This is a genomic window from Pseudomonas lini (assembly GCF_001042905.1).
GTDB classification, from domain to species: Bacteria; Pseudomonadota; Gammaproteobacteria; order Pseudomonadales; family Pseudomonadaceae; genus Aquipseudomonas; species Aquipseudomonas lini.
The window spans coordinates 276,555-296,048 of record NZ_JYLB01000007.1; the positions used below are offsets into that span (position 1 = coordinate 276,555).

16 protein-coding genes are annotated in these 19,494 nt (G+C 59.9%); 2 read left to right on the forward strand and 14 right to left on the reverse strand.

Features of this window, described 5'->3' with window-relative positions:
• Positions 1 to 55: 55 nt before the first annotated feature.
• The 13 genes from TU81_RS21860 to dksA form a co-directional block, all read right to left on the reverse strand.
• Positions 56 to 1,072: a class I SAM-dependent rRNA methyltransferase gene (locus TU81_RS21860; protein ID WP_008015108.1), complete on the reverse strand. Its 1,017-nt coding sequence runs from the start codon at positions 1,070 to 1,072 to the stop codon at positions 56 to 58.
• 208 nt (positions 1,073 to 1,280) lie between these two features.
• Positions 1,281 to 3,218, reverse strand: coding sequence for an acetate--CoA ligase (gene acs, locus TU81_RS21865; protein WP_038981527.1), 1,938 nt, complete (start codon positions 3,216 to 3,218; stop codon positions 1,281 to 1,283).
• Between the two features lie 229 nt (positions 3,219 to 3,447).
• On the reverse strand, positions 3,448 to 5,112 hold the full coding sequence (gene pgi / locus TU81_RS21870; protein ID WP_038981528.1) for a glucose-6-phosphate isomerase: 1,665 nt from the start codon (positions 5,110 to 5,112) through the stop codon (positions 3,448 to 3,450).
• A 229-nt stretch (positions 5,113 to 5,341) separates the two neighbouring features.
• Complete coding sequence (gene panD, locus TU81_RS21875) at positions 5,342 to 5,722, reverse strand: aspartate 1-decarboxylase (protein ID WP_008153310.1); 381 nt, start codon at positions 5,720 to 5,722, stop codon at positions 5,342 to 5,344.
• A 195-nt stretch (positions 5,723 to 5,917) separates the two neighbouring features.
• Positions 5,918 to 6,778, reverse strand: coding sequence for a pantoate--beta-alanine ligase (gene panC, locus TU81_RS21880; RefSeq protein ID WP_048396495.1), 861 nt, complete (start codon positions 6,776 to 6,778; stop codon positions 5,918 to 5,920).
• Positions 6,775 to 7,575 (reverse strand): 3-methyl-2-oxobutanoate hydroxymethyltransferase, encoded by an 801-nt coding sequence (panB, locus tag TU81_RS21885; protein WP_048396496.1) that lies wholly within the window; start codon positions 7,573 to 7,575, stop codon positions 6,775 to 6,777. Before panB ends, panC begins: the two co-directional genes overlap by 4 nt.
• 361 nt (positions 7,576 to 7,936) lie before the next feature.
• Entirely contained in the window at positions 7,937 to 8,422 is a 486-nt protein-coding gene (gene folK / locus TU81_RS21890) for a 2-amino-4-hydroxy-6-hydroxymethyldihydropteridine diphosphokinase (protein WP_038981531.1), read from the reverse strand.
• A gap of 3 nt (positions 8,423 to 8,425) precedes the next feature.
• Positions 8,426 to 9,826 (reverse strand): polynucleotide adenylyltransferase PcnB, encoded by a 1,401-nt coding sequence (locus TU81_RS21895; RefSeq protein WP_008068509.1) that lies wholly within the window; start codon positions 9,824 to 9,826, stop codon positions 8,426 to 8,428.
• A gap of 840 nt (positions 9,827 to 10,666) precedes the next feature.
• The gene (locus tag TU81_RS21900) at positions 10,667 to 12,103 is read right to left on the reverse strand and encodes a sigma-54-dependent transcriptional regulator (RefSeq protein WP_048396497.1); all 1,437 of its coding nucleotides are present in this window, start codon (positions 12,101 to 12,103) and stop codon (positions 10,667 to 10,669) included.
• Positions 12,104 to 12,125: 22 nt separating this feature from the next.
• Complete coding sequence (locus TU81_RS21905) at positions 12,126 to 15,080, reverse strand: sensor histidine kinase (RefSeq protein ID WP_161794735.1); 2,955 nt, start codon at positions 15,078 to 15,080, stop codon at positions 12,126 to 12,128.
• On the reverse strand, positions 15,064 to 15,240 hold the full coding sequence (locus TU81_RS30105; RefSeq protein ID WP_003176118.1) for a hypothetical protein: 177 nt from the start codon (positions 15,238 to 15,240) through the stop codon (positions 15,064 to 15,066). The genes TU81_RS21905 and TU81_RS30105 overlap by 17 nt, the downstream gene beginning before the upstream one ends.
• Before the next feature lie 77 nt (positions 15,241 to 15,317).
• Entirely contained in the window at positions 15,318 to 16,214 is an 897-nt protein-coding gene (gluQRS, locus tag TU81_RS21915; RefSeq protein ID WP_048396509.1) for a tRNA glutamyl-Q(34) synthetase GluQRS, read from the reverse strand.
• A 207-nt stretch (positions 16,215 to 16,421) separates the two neighbouring features.
• A complete protein-coding gene (gene dksA / locus TU81_RS21920; protein ID WP_007902025.1) occupies positions 16,422 to 16,862 on the reverse strand; it encodes an RNA polymerase-binding protein DksA in 441 nt (146 codons plus the stop codon).
• Positions 16,863 to 17,196: 334 nt separating this feature from the next.
• On the opposite strand from dksA, the gene TU81_RS21925 reads away from it, so the two are divergent.
• Together TU81_RS21925 and sfsA are read left to right on the forward strand one after the other, a co-directional pair.
• Positions 17,197 to 18,369 (forward strand): pyridoxal phosphate-dependent aminotransferase, encoded by a 1,173-nt coding sequence (locus TU81_RS21925; RefSeq protein WP_038981534.1) that lies wholly within the window; start codon positions 17,197 to 17,199, stop codon positions 18,367 to 18,369.
• Positions 18,369 to 19,082 (forward strand): DNA/RNA nuclease SfsA, encoded by a 714-nt coding sequence (gene sfsA / locus TU81_RS21930; protein ID WP_038981535.1) that lies wholly within the window; start codon positions 18,369 to 18,371, stop codon positions 19,080 to 19,082. The genes TU81_RS21925 and sfsA overlap by 1 nt, the downstream gene beginning before the upstream one ends.
• On the opposite strand, the gene TU81_RS21935 is transcribed toward sfsA, so the two are convergent.
• On the reverse strand, positions 19,079 to 19,396 hold the full coding sequence (locus tag TU81_RS21935; RefSeq protein WP_048396498.1) for a Rieske (2Fe-2S) protein: 318 nt from the start codon (positions 19,394 to 19,396) through the stop codon (positions 19,079 to 19,081). The two genes, sfsA and TU81_RS21935, sit on opposite strands and share 4 nt — an antisense overlap.
• Positions 19,397 to 19,494: the final 98 nt, after the last annotated feature.

Genomic DNA, 19,494 nt, shown 5'->3' on the forward strand with positions numbered 1-19,494 from the left:
GCGGTTCCGAAGCAACCACGCTTTATAGGATTTATCTGATTATCGGTGCGGATTTTCAGAGCTGCAGGATCAGCGTTTTCAACGGCGGCTGCTGGTCCATCGACGGGAAATCGCTGCCCGGTGTCAGCGCTGTCCACTCACGCACTGGGCGCCCGGCCTTCTCTGCGCAGCGCAGAACCTGTTCGCGCCAATCGTCCATGCTGACCTTCGCCAGGTTGTTGCAACAGATCAGCACGCCATCGTCGGCGGTGGTCAGCAGTGCCGGTTTGAGCAGGCTTTGGTAGTCACGCAACAGGTCGACCGTGCCGAAAGCGCTTTTGGCCCAGGCCGGTGGATCGAGTAGCACCAGATCGTACTGACGCGGGTCCAGACGTTGATAGCTCGGCAGCTTCTGGCCGCGACGCTGGCTGATTGGCAGGCCGGCCAATTGACGAATCGCCGGAAAGTAATCGGACTGGATGAATTCCATCGTCGGCAATTGCGGGTTGAGCAGACCGTTCTCGCGGCCGACCGCCAAGTTGCCTTCGGCAAAGTCCAGGTTACACACCTCGCTCGCACCACCCGCCGCAGCGCTGAGGCCAACGCCACAGGTGTAGGCAAACAGGTTCAGCACACTTTTGTTTTTGCTGTGCGCCTTGACCCAGCCGCGAGCGTTGCGCAGGTCGAGAAACAGCAACGGGTCCTGGCCAGCGTGGCGCCCGCGAACCCGGTAGTTCAGTCCCCATTCGTGGCCGATCAAATCTTGCAGGGCGGCTTCGTCGGCGCGGTAGACGGTGTCTTCGCGGTCGATGCGCGAGTTGCCACGGGAACGGTCGTTGTAGACCAGCAGGGTGTCGAGGCCCAGCTGTTGATTGACGGTCTCGTGCAGTTGCAGCAGGGCGTCACGCTCCAGTGCCTGATGAAAACTCTGCACCAACAGTTGCGGGCCATAGCGGTCGATGGTCAAGCCGCCGGCGCCTTCCTGGCTGCCGTGGAACAGGCGATAGCAATCGGTGCCTTGCTGATGCAGCTCGGCGAGCAGGTCCTGGCGACGATCGAGGGCGGCGCACAGCGCCTGATTCAAGGAAGACATGCTGGGCGCCTTGCAGGAGGGAATTGGGGGCGCGGGAGTTTAACAGCTTGGGCGATGAAGAACCTGAACCTGAACCTGTAGGAGCGAGGCTTGCCCGCGAAGAACGATGACGCGGTTTATCTGTTGTACCGAGTTATCGTTCTTCGCGGGCAAGCCTCGCTCCCACAGGGATGTGATTAGCGTTCGACGGCCAGTACACAACAAGGGCTCATTGGTTCAGACGTTGATCAATCAGCCCTTGCACCACGCTCGGGTCGGCGAGGGTCGAGGTGTCGCCCAGGCTGTCCAGTTCGTTGCAGGCGATCTTGCGCAGGATTCGTCGCATGATCTTGCCCGAACGGGTTTTCGGCAAGGCCGGAGCCCATTGGATCAAGTCCGGTTTGGCGAAGCTGCCGATTTCCTTGCTGACATGCGCCAGCAATTGTTTCTTCAGTTCGTCGTTGGGTTCGGTGCCATTCATGGGCGTGACGAAGGCATAGATGCCCTGGCCTTTGACGTCATGGGGGTAACCGACTACGGCGGCCTCGGCGATGCTGTCGTGCAGCACCAGTGCGCTTTCTACTTCGGCCGTGCCGATGCGGTGCCCGGAGACGTTGATCACGTCGTCGATGCGCCCGGTGATCCAGTAGTCGCCGTCCTCGTCACGGCGAGCACCATCGCCGGTGAAGTAATAGCCGGGATAGGGCTTGAAGTAGGTTTCGATCATCCGTTTCGGGTCGCCGTAGACGCTGCGGATCTGCGCCGGCCAGCTGGACTTGATGGCCAGTATGCCGCTGCCGGCGCCTTTGATTTCCTTACCGTGTTCGTCGAGCAATACCGGTTGCACGCCGAACATCGGTTGGGTGGCGCAACCAGGTTTGATCCGTTGGGTGCTGACCAGCGGGCTGAGCATGATGCCGCCGGTTTCGGTCTGCCACCAGGTATCGACAATCGGGCAGCGCTGCTCGCCGACCGTATTGAAATACCATTCCCAGGCTTCCGGGTTGATCGGCTCACCGACGGTACCGAGTAACCGCAGGCTCTCGCGGGACGTTTCCTTCAGCGGCTCGGGGCCTTCACGCATCAACGCGCGCAACGCGGTCGGAGCGGTGTAGAAGATGTTCACGTGGTGCTTGTCGATCACCTGCCAGAAGCGCGAAGTGCTGGGGTAGCTCGGCACACCTTCGAAGATCAGCGTGGTCGCCCCGTTGGCCAGCGGCCCGTAGACGATGTAGCTGTGGCCGGTGACCCAGCCGACATCGGCGGTGCACCAGAAAACTTCACCATCGCGATAGTCGAGCACGTACTTGAAGGTCATGGCGACTTGCAGCAAGTAGCCGCCGGTGGTGTGCAGCACGCCTTTGGGCTTACCGGTGCTGCCGGAGGTGTAGAGGATGAACAGCGGGTCTTCGGCCTCCATCGGCTCTGGCGGGCAGTCATCGCTGACGTCGCGCAAAGCCTGGTGGTACCAGATGTCCCGATCGTCGACCCAGTTAACCTGGCCTTGGGTGCGTTCGACCACGATCACGGTGTTCACGTCGGGGCAGCTTTGCAGCGCGGTGTCGACGTTCTGTTTGAGCGGCACGAATTTACCGCCGCGCACGCCTTCGTCGGCAGTGATCACGGTGCGGCAATCGGCGTCGAGAATCCGGTCACGCAGCGAGTCCGGGGAGAAGCCGCCGAACACCACCGAATGAATCGCGCCGATGCGCGCGCAGGCGAGCATGGCATAGGCGGCTTCGGGGATCATCGGCATGTAGATGCACACGCGGTCGCCTTTCTTCACGCCACGGCTTTTGAGCACGTTGGCCAGTCGACAGACGTTGTGATGAAGTTTTTTGTAGGTGATCTGGGCGGATTCGGCGGGGTCATCGCCTTCCCAGATGATCGCGATTTGATCGCCGCGTTTTTCCAGGTGACGGTCGATGCAGTTGTAACTGACGTTTAACGTTGCACCAGCGAACCAGCTCGCCTCACCGGTTTTCAGGTCGTAACGCTGGACGGTTTGCCACGGCGCGCTCCAGTCGAGAAAGCGTGTGGCCTGTTCGGCCCAGAAGGTGCTGGGATGCTCGATGGATTGGCGGTACAGGCGTTGGTAGTCGTCTTGACTTAACTGTGCAGCCCGGCGGACGGCATCGGCTTTGGGGAACGTGCTGATATCGAACATGACGGTTCCTTATTCTTGTTTTGCGACAAGAGGGGAGCTGCGCGACCCTCGTAGGAGCTGCCGAAGGCTGCGATCTTTTGATCTTGTTTTTTACAATCAAGATCAAAAGATCGCAGCCTTCGGCAGCTCCTACAGTGATAGCGCACGCCACCGATTTTGCGGTAAACCCGGTGCCGTGGAACTGTCGTTGCTACAAGTGAAGGGGCGGGTAGACCGCCCCTTCAGCCTATCACCCGCGGTGACGACCGCGGAAGTAGTTGATCAAGCCTTGGGTGGAGGCATCGTCGGCCGGGGTTTCTTCGCTGCCGACCAGGCGGTTGTAGACGCCTTTGCCCAGCTCCTTGCCCAGCTCTACACCCCACTGGTCGAAGGCGTTGATGCCCCAGACCACGCTTTGCACGAAGACTTTGTGTTCGTACAGCGCCACCAGTGCGCCAAGACGACGCGGGCTGATGCGTTCGACCACCAACGTGTTACTCGGACGGTTGCCCGGGATCACCTTGTGTGCCGCCAGCTTCTGCACTTCGTCCTCGCTCATGCCCTTGTCACGCAGCTCGGCTTCGGCCTCGGCGCGGGTCTTGCCCAGCATCAGCGCCTGGCTTTGCGACAGGCAGTTGGCGTACAGCCACTGGTGGTGGTCGGACACCGGGTTGAAGCTGACGATCGGCACGATAAAGTCAGCCGGAATCAGCTGGGTGCCTTGGTGCAGCAACTGGTGGTAAGCGTGCTGACCGTTGCAGCCAACGCCGCCCCAGATCACCGGGCCGGTATCGGTGGACACTGGCGTGCCGTCCTGGCGCACGCTCTTGCCGTTGGATTCCATATCCAGCTGTTGCAAGTGTTTGGTGATGTTGCGCAGGTAGTGGTCGTACGGCAGGATCGCGTGGCTTTGCGCGCCCCAGAAGTTGCCGTACCAGACACCGAGCAACGCCAGCAGCACCGGCATGTTCTGTTCGAATGGCGCGCTCTGGAAGTGCTGGTCCATGGTGTAGGCACCGGACAGCAGTTCCTTGAAGTTCGACATGCCGATGGCCAGTGCAATCGGCAGACCGATAGCCGACCACAGCGAGTAACGCCCGCCAACCCAGTCCCACATCGGGAAGATGTTTTCTTCGCGAATACCGAACGCTACCGCCGCCGCATTGTTGCTGGAAACGGCGATGAAGTGACGGTACAGCTCGGCTTCCGAACCACCCTGAGCCAGGTACCAGGCGCGTGCGGCCTGGGCGTTTTTCAGGGTTTCGAGGGTGTTGAAGGATTTCGACGAGACGATGAACAGCGTGGTCTCGGCGCGCAGCTTCATGGTCAGTTCGTGGAATTCACTGCCGTCGATGTTCGCCAGGTAATGGCAGCGCACGCCTTTCTGGGCGTAGGACAGCAGCGCTTCGGACACCAGCTCAGGGCCGAGGAACGAGCCACCGATGCCGATGTTCACCACGTCAGTGATCGGCTTCTCGGTGTAACCGCGCCACAACCCATCGTGGATGCGACCTACGAGGTCGGTGATCTGGTTCAGCACCTTGTGCACATCGGGCATCACGTTGACGCCGTTGACCGACAGCTTGTCGCCCACCGGGCGGCGCAGTGCGGTGTGCAGCGCGGGACGGCCTTCGGAAGAGTTGACGATTTCGCCATCGAACAGCGCTTTGATCGCGCCCTTGAGATCGACTTCGTTGGCCAGGCCCACCAGCAGGTTGCGGGTCTCGGCGTTGATCAGGTTTTTCGAGTAGTCGAGAAACAGGCCGCAACTGCTGAGGGTGAATTGAGTAAAACGCTGCGGATCGGCATTAAAGGCTTCGCGCATGCTGAAATCCTGCATGGCTTGGCGGTGGTCATTCAACGCTTGCCAGGCGGGCAGAGCGGTAACGTCGTGAGGAGTGCGGTAATACGCCATCGCTGCGGTTTTCCTTTTACTTGAACGGCCTTTTGAACACTAAAATCCCGGAGCGCTGCGGGTGGGCGTCCGGTCAACTGCGTCGACACGATTTCATGGCGCAGGGCGAATACAGTAAACCTCGCGCTGCAATCTGTCTTGACTTTGTCTGACCTGCTCCCGGTACTTTTTTAACATTTAAACCGGGAGCGGTCCGACAAACGGAAGGCTGACAGGGGACGCGGCTCGATCAGGCGACCTGAACCGGAATGGCATTACTGGTGTGGCTCAGCTCGTTACCCGGCGCCATGTAGAGCATGCGCGGCTTGAAGTTGAGCAGTTCGGCTTCGCTGTAGTGGGCGTAAGCACAGATGATCACGCGGTCGCCGACCTTGGCCTTGTGCGCCGCGGCACCGTTGACCGAAATCATGCGCGAACCTTCTTCGCCACGAATCGCGTAGGTGGTGAAGCGTTCGCCGTTGTCGATGTTGTAGATCTGGATCTGTTCGTACTCACGGATGCCGGACAGGTCCAGCCATTCGCCGTCGATGGCGCAAGAGCCTTCGTAATCGAGTACAGCGTGGGTGACTTCGGCGCGATGCAGCTTGGCCTTGAGCATGATGGCGTGCATGAGTGTTTCCCCAGGTCGGAATCGAACGGCGGGCAGTTTGCCCGAAGGCTTTGTGGGCGGCAATACAGTCTGGACACGACGTAGATACAATGTGGGAGCGGGCTTGCTCGCGAAGAGGCCATCACATTCAACATCATCGTTGACTGTCATACCGCTTTCGCGAGCAAGCCCGCTCCCACATTGGTTTTGCGGTGCTCAGGCTGGCGCGTCGAGATTCAGATGCAGGTTGTCGATCAACCGCGTCGTGCCCAGGAACGCCGCCACTAGAATCACCAGATCCCGATCTTCCGCCGTCGCCGGACGCAAGGTCAGTGCATGGCGAATTTCCAGATAGTCCGCACGCAGGCCGGCGGCTTCAAGCTGTTTGATCTGTTCGTTGATCAACGTCGGGTAATCGCGCTCACCCTGTTTAATTGCATCGGCAATATGGGTCAGGGTGCGATAGACCACTGGCGCGACGGCACGTTGTTCTTCGCTGAGGAAACCATTGCGCGACGACAGCGCCAAGCCATCGGCGGCACGTACGGTAGGCTCACCGATGATCTGGATCGGCATGTTCAGGTCATGCACCAGGGCGCGAATCACCGCCAGTTGCTGGAAGTCTTTCTGGCCGAAAATCGCCAGGTCCGGCTGGACCATGTTGAACAGCTTGCTGACTACGGTCGCAACCCCTTCGAAATGCCCCGGACGGCTGGCGCCGCAGAGGCCTTCAGACAGTTGCGGAACGCTGACGCGGGTCTGGCCGGCCATGCCGTCGGGGTACATTTCTTCGACGGTTGGTGCGAACAGCAGATGGCAGCCGGCCTGGAGCAGTTTCTCCTGATCGGCGGCCAGGGTCCGCGGGTACTTGTCGAGGTCTTCACCGGCGCCGAACTGCAGCGGGTTGACGAAAATGCTCGCGACCACGAAATCCACCCGTTGGGTGGCTTTGGTAATCAGCGCGATATGCCCGCTGTGCAGGTTGCCCATGGTCGGCACGAAGCCGATGCGCTTGCCTTCGCTACGGGCACGGGCCACGGCTGCCCGCAGTTCGCGTACGGTTTTTACGGTGTTCATGCAGAAAATCCGTGTTCGATGCCAGGGAAAGTCGCCGCTTTGACTTCAGTGACGTAAGCGCTCAAGGCAGCTTGAATGCTGGTTTGGCCAGTCATGAAGTTCTTCACGAATTTTGGTACGCGGCCGGTAATAGACAGGCCAAGCATGTCGTGCAGGACCAGCACCTGGCCGTCGGTGCCGCTGCCGGCGCCGATGCCGATCACCGGGATACCCACCGCCTGGGTGATTTCTTCGGCCAGTTCGCTGGGCACGCATTCGAGCAGCAGCATGGCCGCACCGGCCTGTTCCAGGGCAATCGCGTCGGCACGCATCTGCCGCGCCTGGTTCTCGTTGCGGCCCTGGACTTTATAGCCGCCGAGGATGTTGACCGATTGCGGTGTCAGCCCCATGTGCGCGCACACCGGGATGCCACGTTCGGCCAGCAGACGGATCGAGTCCGCGAGCCACAATGCCCCTTCAACCTTGACCATGTGCGCACCGGCCTGCATCAACAGGGCGCTGTTGGTCATGGTTTGTTCAATGGTGGCGTAGGCCATGAAGGGCAGGTCGGCGAGGATCAGGGCATCGGCGTTGCCGCGTTTGACGGCCGCCACGTGGTAGGCCATTTCAGCGGTGGTCACCGGCAGGGTGCTGTCGTGACCTTGCAAGACCATGCCGAGGGAGTCGCCCACCAGCAGCACTTCAACCCCGGCCTCATTGCAGGCATGGGCGAAGGTCGCGTCATAGCAGGTCAGCATGGTGATCTTTTCACCTTTCTGCTTGAGGCTCTGGAGCGTGGTCAGGGTGATGGCTGGCATGAAAAAAATCCTCATTACAGGCGCTATGGAAACTACTGCGAGTAACGCGCGTGATTCGTCATTTATACAGGCGCACCTTCTTTCGTGGTGCTTGTAAGGCCTGGATTGCGCCCTTTGGCGCCGCGTTGGCGGCAGCGGGACGCCTATAGTCGTGAGGAGAACCCGGGAAGTCAATTGTGTGTGTTACCGCATTGTTACGTGTGGGGTGTTACCGGCGTTACTGATGCGATTCAGCAGGTTTTGTGAGCGCGACACAAGTCAATGTGGGAGCGGGCTTGCTCGCGAAGGCGGTGTATCAGTCACATCAATGTTGAATGTGCTACCGCTTTCGCGAGCAAGCCCGCTCCCACAGGGTTTTTTGTCAATTCGGGGAGAGGCGTTCCAACCCGACGAACGGGCAGGCAGTGAGTAATTCTGTGAGGGTGCGGCCATCGGCCAGGCGCAGATCAGCCGGTGCCAGTTCGGCTAGCGGATAGAGCACAAAGGCCCGTTCCTGCAGGTGGTAGTGGGGGACTTTGAGGCGCGGTTCATCGATCAGGCGATCGCCGAACAGCACGATGTCCAGATCCAGCGTGCGCGGGCCCCAGCGTTCAAGGCGCTCGCGGCCTTGGCCATTCTCGATGGCTTGCAGCGCATCCAGCAGGTCCAGTGGCGCGAGGTTGCTGTCGAGCGCGGCGACCGCGTTGGTGTAACGCGGTTGGCCGGGCAGCAGCGAGTCGCTTTGATAAAACCCGGAAACCCCGACCAGTTCGGTCTGCGGCAATTGCGCCAGCGCTTCGACAGCGCTGCGCAACTGTTCGGCGGGGTCAGCCAGATTGCTGCCCATGCCGATGTAGATGCGTTCCATGGCTTATTCGCCTGTAGCGCTCGGTGCGCCGGCAGCGCGCTTGCGCTTGGCGCCGCCGCTGCGGCGACGTTTGCGCGGAGCGCCAGTACCGTCGTCCTTGCCGCTGAGGTCGCGGATCATGTCCCGGCGTTCGCTGTCGTTGGCGTCCTGATAGTCGGTCCACCACTCGCCCAGGCCATCGGTCTGCTCACCGGCGCTTTCGCGCAGCAGCAGGAAGTCGTAACCGGCGCGGAACCGTGGGTTGTCCAGCAACAGGTCGGCGCGTTTGCCGCTGCGCCGCGGCAGACGCTCCTGCATGTCCCAGATCTCGCGGATCGGCATGGTGAAGCGTTTCGGAATGGCGATGCGCTGGCACTGTTCGGCGATCAACTCGTGAGCGGCTTCCTGCATCGCCGGAATCGGCGGCATGCCGCGCTCTTGCAGACGCAACACACGGGCCGGCAGGGCAGGCCAGAGCAGGGCGGCAAACAGGAACGCCGGGGTGACCGGTTTGTTCTGCTTGATCCGCAGGTCTGTGTTGATCAGCGCTTCACTGATCAGCGTGTGGGTGTAGGTCGGGTTGTACTCCAACGCTGCCGCACTGGCCGGGAACAGCGGATCGAACAGCTGCAGGTCGACCAGCATTTCGAAGGTGTCCGCGGCATAGCCGGAGAGGAACAGCTTGAGCACTTCTTCGAACAGACGAGCCGAAGGGATCTCGCGCAGCAACGGCGCCAGTTCGCGGATCGGCGTGGCGCTGTGTTTTTCGATGCCGAAATTCAGCTTGGCGGCGAAACGCACGGCCCGCAGCATCCGCACCGGGTCTTCCTGGTAGCGTTGCTTCGGATCGCCGATCAGGCGGATCAGATGATTGCGGATATCGTGTACGCCGTTGGCGTAGTCGAGAATGCGTTCACTGACCGGATCGTAATACAAGGCGTTGATGGTGAAGTCGCGGCGTTGCGCGTCTTCTTCCAGGGTGCCATAGACGTTGTCACGCAGAATTCGCCCGCTTTCATTACGAGACGATTGGTTGCTGTCTTCGTCTTCGTCGTTTTGCGGGTGATTGGCGCGGAAGGTCGCGACTTCAATGATTTCGCGGCCAAAGTGGATATGCACCAGTTTGAAACGCCGACCGATGATCCGCGCATTGCGGAACTCGGCGCGTACCTGCTCAGGCGTGGCACTGGTGGCGACGTCGAAATCTTTCGGCGTGATGCCGAGCAGCATGTCACGCACACAGCCGCCGACCAGGTAAGCCTGGTAACCGGCGTTCTGCAGGCGTTCGACGATATTCACCGCGTAACGGCTGAACTGTGCCTTTTGCAGCGAATGTTGGCCGCTGTTAAGCACTTCAGGCGTACTGCGAATGTGTTGCGTATGACGCTTGGGAGAACGGAATGACTGGAACAACTTCTTCAGCATGGGATGCACTGTTTGAAGGAATGTTCGGCCATAACGAAGAATGACCGCATGATGGGCGGGGATTCTAGCATTTAGTCGGGGGATGGTGTAGGAAGCTGCGCAAGTGCTTGGAGGGGATGTCTGGCATGGGGTTTTGTAGCAACTGCCGTGTGGCGAGGGGGCTTGCCCCCGTTCCAGTGCGCAGCACTGGCATGATTTCGGAAACGCTCAAGAGCTTGGGGCTGCTTCGCAACCCAACGGGGGCGAGCCCCCTCGCCACAGGCTAAACGCCAGAAACCACAAGGGGAGCCGAAGCTCCCCAAGAAGTAGTTGCATGCTCTATTTTTATTATTGGTTTCGGGCTTCTTGTTTTTGTTGAGCGCCCTCGCCATGAAGTTTTCCTTCACGGCCCTCCCAATCGGGAGCCAAGAGCAAACGGATTGCTTTGGTCGCTGTGTTGCTGTGATCGTTCGATCCAACCAGTTCAGGCACTGTCTTGGGACAGTTTTTTATTGTTCTCGGCCTGGTCGTGGGGCAAGCCCCAAATGCAACGCCTCTCCAAAAGAATCAGTTAGCTACGCCTCTCGCCGTCTTGTTTTTATTGTGCGTGAGTCGATACGTCTTATTTTTATTGTCTTGTACATTGCTTGTTATTGTTCTTGTACTAAACATATAGCAGGGTGCGTGCCAACTTTTATGAGGTCCAGTAAAACAAGGGGTTAGGCGGGCTAATGGTGTTTTTCGAGGCCCAAAAAAACCGGGGCTTCGTTACCGTAAGCCCCGGCTTCTGTTACGCGAAAAAGCTGAGGTAACAGTTTTTTCACAATGTCATGTGTTACCCGCACATCCGACAGGTGCGGTTCAGCTCTCGCTGGCCACCCCGGTCTTGCGCCGCGGAATGCCCAGGCGCTGACGGCGTTCCCACAGGCATTTGCGACTGACCCCGAGTTTGCGGGCCAGCTCGGTTTCGGTCATGTGGTCCTGATGCTCGAGAACGAAATGCTGGAAGTAGTCTTCCAGGGACAAATCTTCGGTCGGTTCGTGGCTGGTGTTACCGCCGCTATTGCCCTGCTGGGGCGCCAGGCCGATGAAGTCGTCGTCATCCAGATCGCTCAGTTCGATGTCGATGCCCAGCAGCTCGGCGGAAATCTCCGGGCTTTCGCATAGGATCACGGCGCGTTCGACCGCATTTTCCAGCTCGCGAACGTTACCCGGCCAGGAGTAATGCCGAATCGCCTGTTCGGCATCCAGGGCGAATTTCAGATCGGTGCGGTTGACCCGCGCGCTCTGCCGCGCGAGGAATGCAGTGGCAATTTCATTGACGTCCGCGCCGCGCTCGCGCAGGGCCGGCAGCTTCAAGGCGATCACGTGAAGACGGTAATACAAGTCTTCACGGAACTGGCCAATTTTCGCCAGGCTCTTGAGGTCTCGGTGGGTCGCGGCAATCAGGCGTACATCAACCTTCTGCGACTGCACCGAACCGACCCGGCGGATTTCGCCTTCCTGCAACACACGCAGCAGGCGAGCCTGAGCTTCCAGTGGCAGTTCACCGATTTCATCGAGGAACAAGGTGCCGCCGTCCGCCGCTTCCACCAACCCGGCACGCCCGGCACTGGCGCCGGTAAACGCGCCTTTTTCGTGGCCGAACAGTTCGGACTCGATCAGGCTTTCTGGAATGGCTGCGCAGTTCACCGAGATCATCGGCGCCTTGGCGCGCTTGGACAGATTATGCAGAGCGCGTGCTACCAGTTCTTTACCGGTACCCGATTCACCCTGGATCAGGACGTTGGAATCGGTTGGCGCGACTTTGCGGATCTTGCTGTAAAGGTCCTGCATCGGCGGACATGAGCCGATAATGCCGATTTCGCCGTTGCTGTTGTCGACACCATTTTTCGCGGCGCCATTGCTCGTTTTGCCGACGACCGGTTCACCGCTGGCTTGCGCCGATTGGCGATCACGCAGGATTCGCGCGACGGCCTGGAGCATTTCGTCGTGATCGAAAGGCTTGGCGATGTAATCCACCGCGCCCATCTTCATGGAGTCGACGGCCGAACGCAGGCTGGCGTAACTGGTCATGATCAGCACCGGAGTGCCCTGGCCAAGTTTGATCAACTCGGTACCAGGCGCGCCTGGCAGACGCAGGTCGCTGACGATCAGGTCAAATGTGGGGATGCTGAAACGCTCTTGTGCTTCCTGCACGGATCCGGCTTCGCTGACCTGGTACTGGTTACGTTCCAGCAGACGGCGCAAGGCGGAGCGGATAATTGTTTCGTCTTCGACGATCAAAATGTGCGGCATTGATTCGATACTCTCGACGGTCTCAGTTCACAGCGGACGTCGCTTCGACATGACGCGGCAAAGTCACCCGGATACGGGTGCCGCGTTGGCTTTGAACATCAGCCGGGCTGTCGATGGTGATTTGTCCATAATGCTCTTCAACGATGGAATAGACCAGTGCAAGGCCCAGACCGGTGCCTTCGCCAGGATCCTTGGTGGTGAAGAAAGGTTCGAACAGTCGGTCCATGATGCTCGAGGGAATACCACTGCCTTCGTCTTCGACGATCAGATCGACCGTGTGTTCGCCGGCTTCGCTTTTAACTCGCACTGCACTGCCCGGAGGCGAGGCGTCGCGGGCGTTTGAGAGCAGGTTGATCAATACTTGGGCGAGCCGCTGCGGGTCGCCTTCGACCCAGTGATCGGGGTCGCACAGGTTGTAGAACTGTACTTCGAAATTGCGCCGGTTCAAGGCCAGCAGGCCGATGGCATCCTGGGCCACTTCCGCCAGACAGACGGGCTCGTCACTGTGCTGATAACTGCCGGCATGGGCGAAGCTCATCAGCGACTGAACGATGCGTGACACGCGTTTGGTCTGCTCGAGGATCTGCCCGCTGATTTCCGTGAGTTCGGCGTCGTCCTCACGCTCTTCGCGCAAGTTTTGCGCGAGGCAGGCAATGCCGGTGATCGGGTTGCCGATTTCATGGGCCACGCCGGCCGCCAGTCGACCGATGCTGGCCAGGCGCTCGGAGTGCACCAGTTTATCTTCGAGCATCTGGGTTTCGGTCAGGTCTTCCACCAGCAGTACCAGGCCGCTGTTACCCGGCGCCAGCGGTTCATCGATCGCCGCTTTGTGCAGGTTCAGCCAGCGAGTCTGACCGTCGAGGGCCAGGTGCTGTTTGTGCAAATGCTCGTCCGGCAGATTGATGAAGCCTTGCAGCAGTTCTTTCCACGGATCGGCAATGGTGCTCAGGCGCGAACCGACCACACGCTGCGCGGCAATCCCGGTCAGCTCCTCCATGGCTTTGTTCCACATGAGGATTTCCTGATCCTTGGCCAGCGAGCACACGCCCATCGGCAACTCTTGCAAGGTCTGGCGGTGGTAGCGGCGCAACGCATCGAGTTCGGCGGCAAGACCGGTGAGGCGCGAGTGGTAGTCCTCAAGACGGCTTTCGATGAAGTGGATGTCTTCGGTGACATAGTTTTCGCCGCCAGCCTTGTAGGGCAGGAAGGTTTCGACCATGTCCTGCGCGACGCTCGGCCCCATCAGGCCGGAAAGGTTCGCTTCGATACGATCACGCAGACGGCGCAAAGCGTACGGTCGACGTTCATCGAACGGCAGATAGAGGTCACGCAGCGCCTGTTCGACTTCTTTCTGTGCAGCCTTGGCGCCCAGCGGCTTGGCCAGTTGCGTGGCAAATTCCTGAGGCGAGGCGGCATGCAGTTCGCGGCGTTGCGGGCGGCGAACGTTGTCCACGGCGCAGGCTTCGGCGGCGCTGGCCTCTTCGGGGCTGGCGTTGGTGAACAACGAGATCAGCGTGAACATCAGCACGTTGGCGGCCAGCGAGGCAATCGCTGCCATGTGCCAGCTGGTGTCGTCCAGCACGTAAATCATGTTCAACAGTGGAATGTAGAAGCCTTGCAGATTGCCGACCAGCGGCAGCAGCATGGTCACCAGCCACACCAGAATCCCCGCCAGCAAGCCGGCGATGAAGCCGCGACGGTTGGCGGTCGGCCAGTACAGTACCGACAACACCCCCGGCAGGAACTGCAATGTGGCGACGAAGGCGACGATGCCGAGGTTAGCCAGGTCCTGCTCGGCACCCAGCATCAGGTAGAAACCGTAACCGGCCATGATGATCGCGACGATCAGCGCCCGGCGGGTCCATTTCAGCCAACGGTAGATATTGCCTTCGGCCGGCGGCTGATAGAGCGGCAGCACCAGATGGTTCAGCGCCATCCCGGACAGCGCCAGCGTGGTGACGATGATCAGGCCGCTGGCCGCCGACAATCCGCCGATATACGCCAATAGTGCCAGGGCTTTGTTGTTGGCGGCGATGCCGATGCCCAGGGTGAAATATTCCGGATTGGTCGTGGCGCCGAGTTTCAGCCCGGCCCAGAGAATCAGCGGCACCGCGAGGCTCATCAACAGCAGAAACAGCGGCAGACCCCAGCTCGCACTGACCAGCGAGCGCGGGTTGAGGTTTTCGGTAAAGGTCATGTGATACATGTGCGGCATCACGATCGCCGAGGCGAAGAACACCAGCAACAGCGTGCGCCACGGGCCTTCCTGCAATGGCGTGTGCAGGGCGGCGAGGGCGGTCTGGTTTTGCAGCAGCCACAGTTCCAGCTGTTGCGGGCCATCGAACACGCCATACAGCGCATACAGTCCGACGCCGCCAATCGCGATCAGTTTGATCACCGACTCGAAGGCAATCGCGAACACCAGGCCTTCATGTTTCTCGCGGGTAGCGATGTGGCGTGAGCCGAAGAAAATCGTGAACAGCGTAATCAGTGCGCAGAAGCTCAGGGCCACGCGATGCTGCACCGGCTCGCGGGTGAGGATGCTGATGGAGTCGGCCACTGCCTGAATCTGCAACGCCAGCAACGGCAGCACGCCGATCAACATGAAAATTGTCGTCAGTGCGCCGGCCCAGGTGCTGCGGAAACGAAACGCAAACAAGTCGGCCAGGGACGAGAGCTGATAAGTGCGGGTGATTTTCAGGATCGGGTACAAAAGCACCGGTGCCAGCAGAAAGGCCCCGGAAACCCCGAGGTAGCTGGACAGAAAACCGTAGCCGTACTGATAGGCCAGGCCCACCGTGCCGTAAAACGCCCAGGCACTGGCGTAAACGCCCAGCGACAGGGTGTACGTCAGCGGGTGGCGAATGATCGCCCGGGGGATCATGCCCCGTTCGCTGATCCAGGCCACGCCGAACAGCACCGCCAGGTACGCGGCGCTGATCAGGATCATCTGGGTCAGGCTAAAGCTCATCGGCATCTTTTTGGCTCTGCAGAATGAAGGTCACGACAATCAGAATCAGCCAGAGCAAATAAGGGCGATACCAGGCGCCCGTGGCGTCGATCCACCAATCCATGATGGCCGGGGAGAACAGATAAATCCCCACTACCAGGAGCAGGACCAAGCGATAGATGTACATCCCGGCCTCTCTTTTTTATGCGCGTGCCCGAAAACGTGCGGCGATGGTAACGGATGGGCGCGCCACTGCAAGTGGCATCACTGCAGTTGCGCTTCGGGTAACGTCAGTGTGCGCGGGATCAGCGATGCATCCCAGTGGGCAACGCCCCAGTTCAGCACTTCCCGTGGCGTGGCGTCATTCAGTTCGGTTACAGGCTTGTGCCCCAGCGCCCGCAATGCGCGCAGTAACAGCGGTGTGGCCTGATCTTCGGTCAGCGGCGGCGAGCGATAGGATTTGCCGAGTTTGTGGCCGTCCGGCTGGGTAATCAGCGGGATGTGCAGGTAGCGGGGTTGCGGCAGGCCCAGCAGTTCTTGCAGATAGAGCTGGCGTGGCGTGGAGTCCAGCAAATCGGCGCCTCGCACGATATCGGTGATGCCTTGCCAGGCATCGTCCAGCACCACCGCCAATTGATAGGCGTAGAGCCCGTCGCGACGGCGGATCACGAAATCACCAACCTCTCGACCCAAGTGTTGACGGAATTCGCCCTGCACCCGGTCGATGAAGTGGTATTCCAGTTCCGGTACACGCAGGCGAATCGCCGCGTTCTCGGTGCCGTGCCCCGCGTTGCGGCAGAACCCGGGATAGATGCCGTGATACGGCTCCAATTGTTTGCGCGAACAGGTACAGGCGTAGGCCAGGCCCTGATTGAACAGGCGATTGATGACTTCGTCATAGGCCGCGTGCCGCTCGCTCTGTCGGACCATGTCGCCATCCCACTCGAACCCGTAGCTTTCCAATGCTTTGAGAATCGCGGCCTGAGCGCCGGGCTCTTCGCGCGGCGGATCGAGATCTTCCATGCGCACCAGCCAGCGGCCGCCGACCGAACGGGCGTCGAGGTAGGAGGCCAGTGCTGCGACCAGCGAACCGAAGTGCAAGTGTCCACTGGGCGTAGGGGCGAAACGCCCAATGTAGGCGGGGGAGGCGATGGTGGTCATTAGGGCGATGTCAGGCTGTTCAATCTTTTGAGCATGGCTTGAAGCCGCCTTCGCGAGCAAGCTCAGCTCCTACAGGAAATTGCGCTAGCCGTTGTAGGAGCGAAGCTTGCTCGCGAAGGCGATTTTGAAGACGCAACAAATCAGCAAATGTCAGAAACAAAAAAACGGAGCGTTCGCACGCTCCGTTCTTCGTTCAAGTCGCCAAGATTACTTGCCGACTTGCTTTTCCTTGATTTCCGCCAGGGTCTTGCAGTCAACGCACATGTCGGCGGTAGGGCGGGCTTCCAGTCGCTTGACGCCGATTTCGACGCCGCAGGACTCGCACCAGCCGTATTCTTCGTCTTCGATCAATTGCAGGGTTTTGTCGATTTTCTTGATCAACTTGCGCTCGCGGTCGCGGGCGCGCAATTCGAGGCTGAATTCCTCTTCCTGACTGGCACGATCTGCCGGGTCCGGGAAGTTGGCCGCTTCGTCTTTCATGTGATCAACAGTACGGTCGACTTCCTGCATCAAGTCCTGTTTCCACTTGTTCAGGATCTTGGTGAAGTGAGCGCGCATGGGCTTGCCCATGTACTCTTCGCCCTTCACTTCTTTGTAGGGTTCGAAGCCGCTGATCGACTGATTTTGCTGCTTTGCTTGGGTGGGCATGAAATGGACCGCCTCTACTCTTGTAATCCATTGCGCAGGATTGCTCCATCACCGACACCTGCCGGCCCTGCGGCTGCAAGCGGGCGAACTTACCAGATCAAATCGGACCGCGCTACTCCCGGATGTCGAGCCCGCGGCCCGTGGGCCTTGCAAAAGATTGCAAAGCCTTGCCTGGTGGCTCTGGAGACCTGATCAATTATTGATTTTAGTCAAACCTGGAGCATACGCTTGAACCGTTTGAGACCAGCGTTATATGGGCTCTGACCGCTTTAGGTTCTCGCTCGTTCCTGCGCTTGGGTAGAATCGATTCTTTTCCCCGTTGTAAGGAAGGCTAATGGCTCTGTCCTACAGTGCGCGCAGTCGCGCTATCGAACCGTTTCACGTCATGGCCCTGCTGGCGCGGGCCAACGAGCTGCAAGCAGCCGGCCACGACGTGATTCACCTGGAAATCGGCGAGCCGGACTTCACCACCGCCGAGCCGATCATCCAGGCCGGCCAAGCCGCGCTGACGGCGGGGAAGACCCGTTACACCGCCGCTCGCGGCATTCCCGAGCTGCGCGAGGCCATTTCGGGGTTTTATCAGCAGCGTTACGGGCTGAACATCGATCCGCAACGCATCCTCATCACGCCCGGCGGTTCAGGCGCGTTGCTGTTGGCCAGTGCCTTGCTGGTGGACCCAGGCAAGCATTGGCTGCTGGCAGACCCGGGTTACCCGTGCAACCGCCACTTTCTGCGGCTAGTGGAAGGCGCGGCGCAGCTTGTTCCTGTAGGTCCGGATGTGCGTTATCAACTGACCCCGGATCTGGTCGCGCGTCACTGGGATCACGACAGCGTCGGCGCCCTGGTGGCATCGCCGGCCAACCCGACCGGAACCATCCTGACCCGCGACGAGTTGGCCGGGCTCTCTGCAGCGATCAAGGCCCGTCACGGCCATTTGGTGGTCGACGAGATCTACCATGGCCTGACTTACGGCACGGATGCGGCCAGCGTTCTGGAAGTCGATGACAGCGCCTTCGTCCTCAATAGTTTTTCCAAGTATTTCGGCATGACCGGCTGGCGCCTCGGTTGGCTGGTAGCGCCAGAAGCGGCGGTCGGTGAGCTGGAGAAGCTCGCCCAGAACCTCTACATCAGCGCGCCGAGCATGGCCCAGCACGCCGCATTGGCTTGCTTCGAACCCGCCACCATCGAAATTTTCGAGGAGCGCCGCGCCGAGTTCGGCCGACGTCGTGATTTCCTGCTGCCAGCCCTGAGGGAGTTGGGCTTCGGTATCGCCGTAGAGCCGGAAGGCGCGTTCTACTTGTACGCCGATATCAGCAAGTTCGGCGGCGATGCCTTCGCGTTCTGCCGGCATTTCCTCGAAACCGAGCACGTTGCGATCACCCCGGGCCTGGACTTCGGGCGTTATCAGGCCGGGCATCATGTGCGGTTTGCCTACACCCAGAGTCTTCCACGCTTGCAAGAAGCGGTCGAACGGATCGCTCGCGGTTTGAAGAGCTGGCAAGGCTGATGCGCTTTCATCCTCCCCTCGAAGAAGGTCGCTTGATTCGTCGCTACAAACGTTTTCTTGCCGATATCGAAACCGTTGATGGCGAGTTGCTGACCATTCACTGCCCTAACACCGGTTCGATGCTTAATTGCCAAGTCGAAGGCGGGCAGGTCTGGTTCAGCCGTTCCAACGACCCCAAACGCAAGTTGCCTGGCACCTGGGAAGTCGGAGAAACCCCACAGGGGCGACTGTTCTGCGTAAACACCGGGCGCGCCAACGGTTTGATCGAGGAGGCGTTGCGGGCCAATGTCATCACCGAGCTGAACGGCTTTACCGAACTGAAGCGCGAAGTGGCCTACGGTCAGGAAAGCAGCCGCATCGATTTCCGTCTCGATTACCCGAGCGGGCCCGCGTATTTGGAAGTCAAAAGCGTCACCCTGGGCTTCGATGGCTCGTTGGTGGCGGCGTTTCCCGATGCGGTGACCCAGCGTGGGGCCAAGCATTTGCGGGAGTTGGCGCATTTGGCGCGGGACGGGATTCGTGCCGTGCAGTTGTATTGCGTGAACCTGACCGGCATTGACTCCGTGCGTCCTGCTGAAGAAATCGATTCGGCCTACGCGGCGGCGTTACGCGAAGCGGTGGCGGATGGGGTCGAAGTGCTGGCGTATGGCGTGCACTTGACCCACGAAGAGATGGTGGTCGATCGGCGTCTGGAAGTGCTGTTAAACGGTTAGAGCGTGACCCAGATCCCTTGATCGTCTTCGTGGCAGGGGATGGTGGTCAGGGATTGCCCGGCGCACGGGCCGGCGACGCATTCGCCGTCTTCGATCAAAAACAGTGCGCCGTGGGTGGCGCACTGGATCAGGCTGTTACTGGGGTCGAGAAACTGGTCGGGCTTCCATTCCAGTCCGACGCCCCGGTGTGGGCAGCGATTTTCATACACATACACCCGACCATTCCGGCGCACGGCCAGAAGCTTCTGACCGTCAACGTCGAAACCGCGACTGCTGGCGTCAGCCAATTCGGCGCCTGTGCAAAGAAGCTTCATGTCTATCCTCAAGTCCTGCTCGTGACCAGATATGTCCGAGCTTGACGTTCAAATGCAAACAATTATCAAATGGCCGCTCACCCACAGGGCGATTGCCG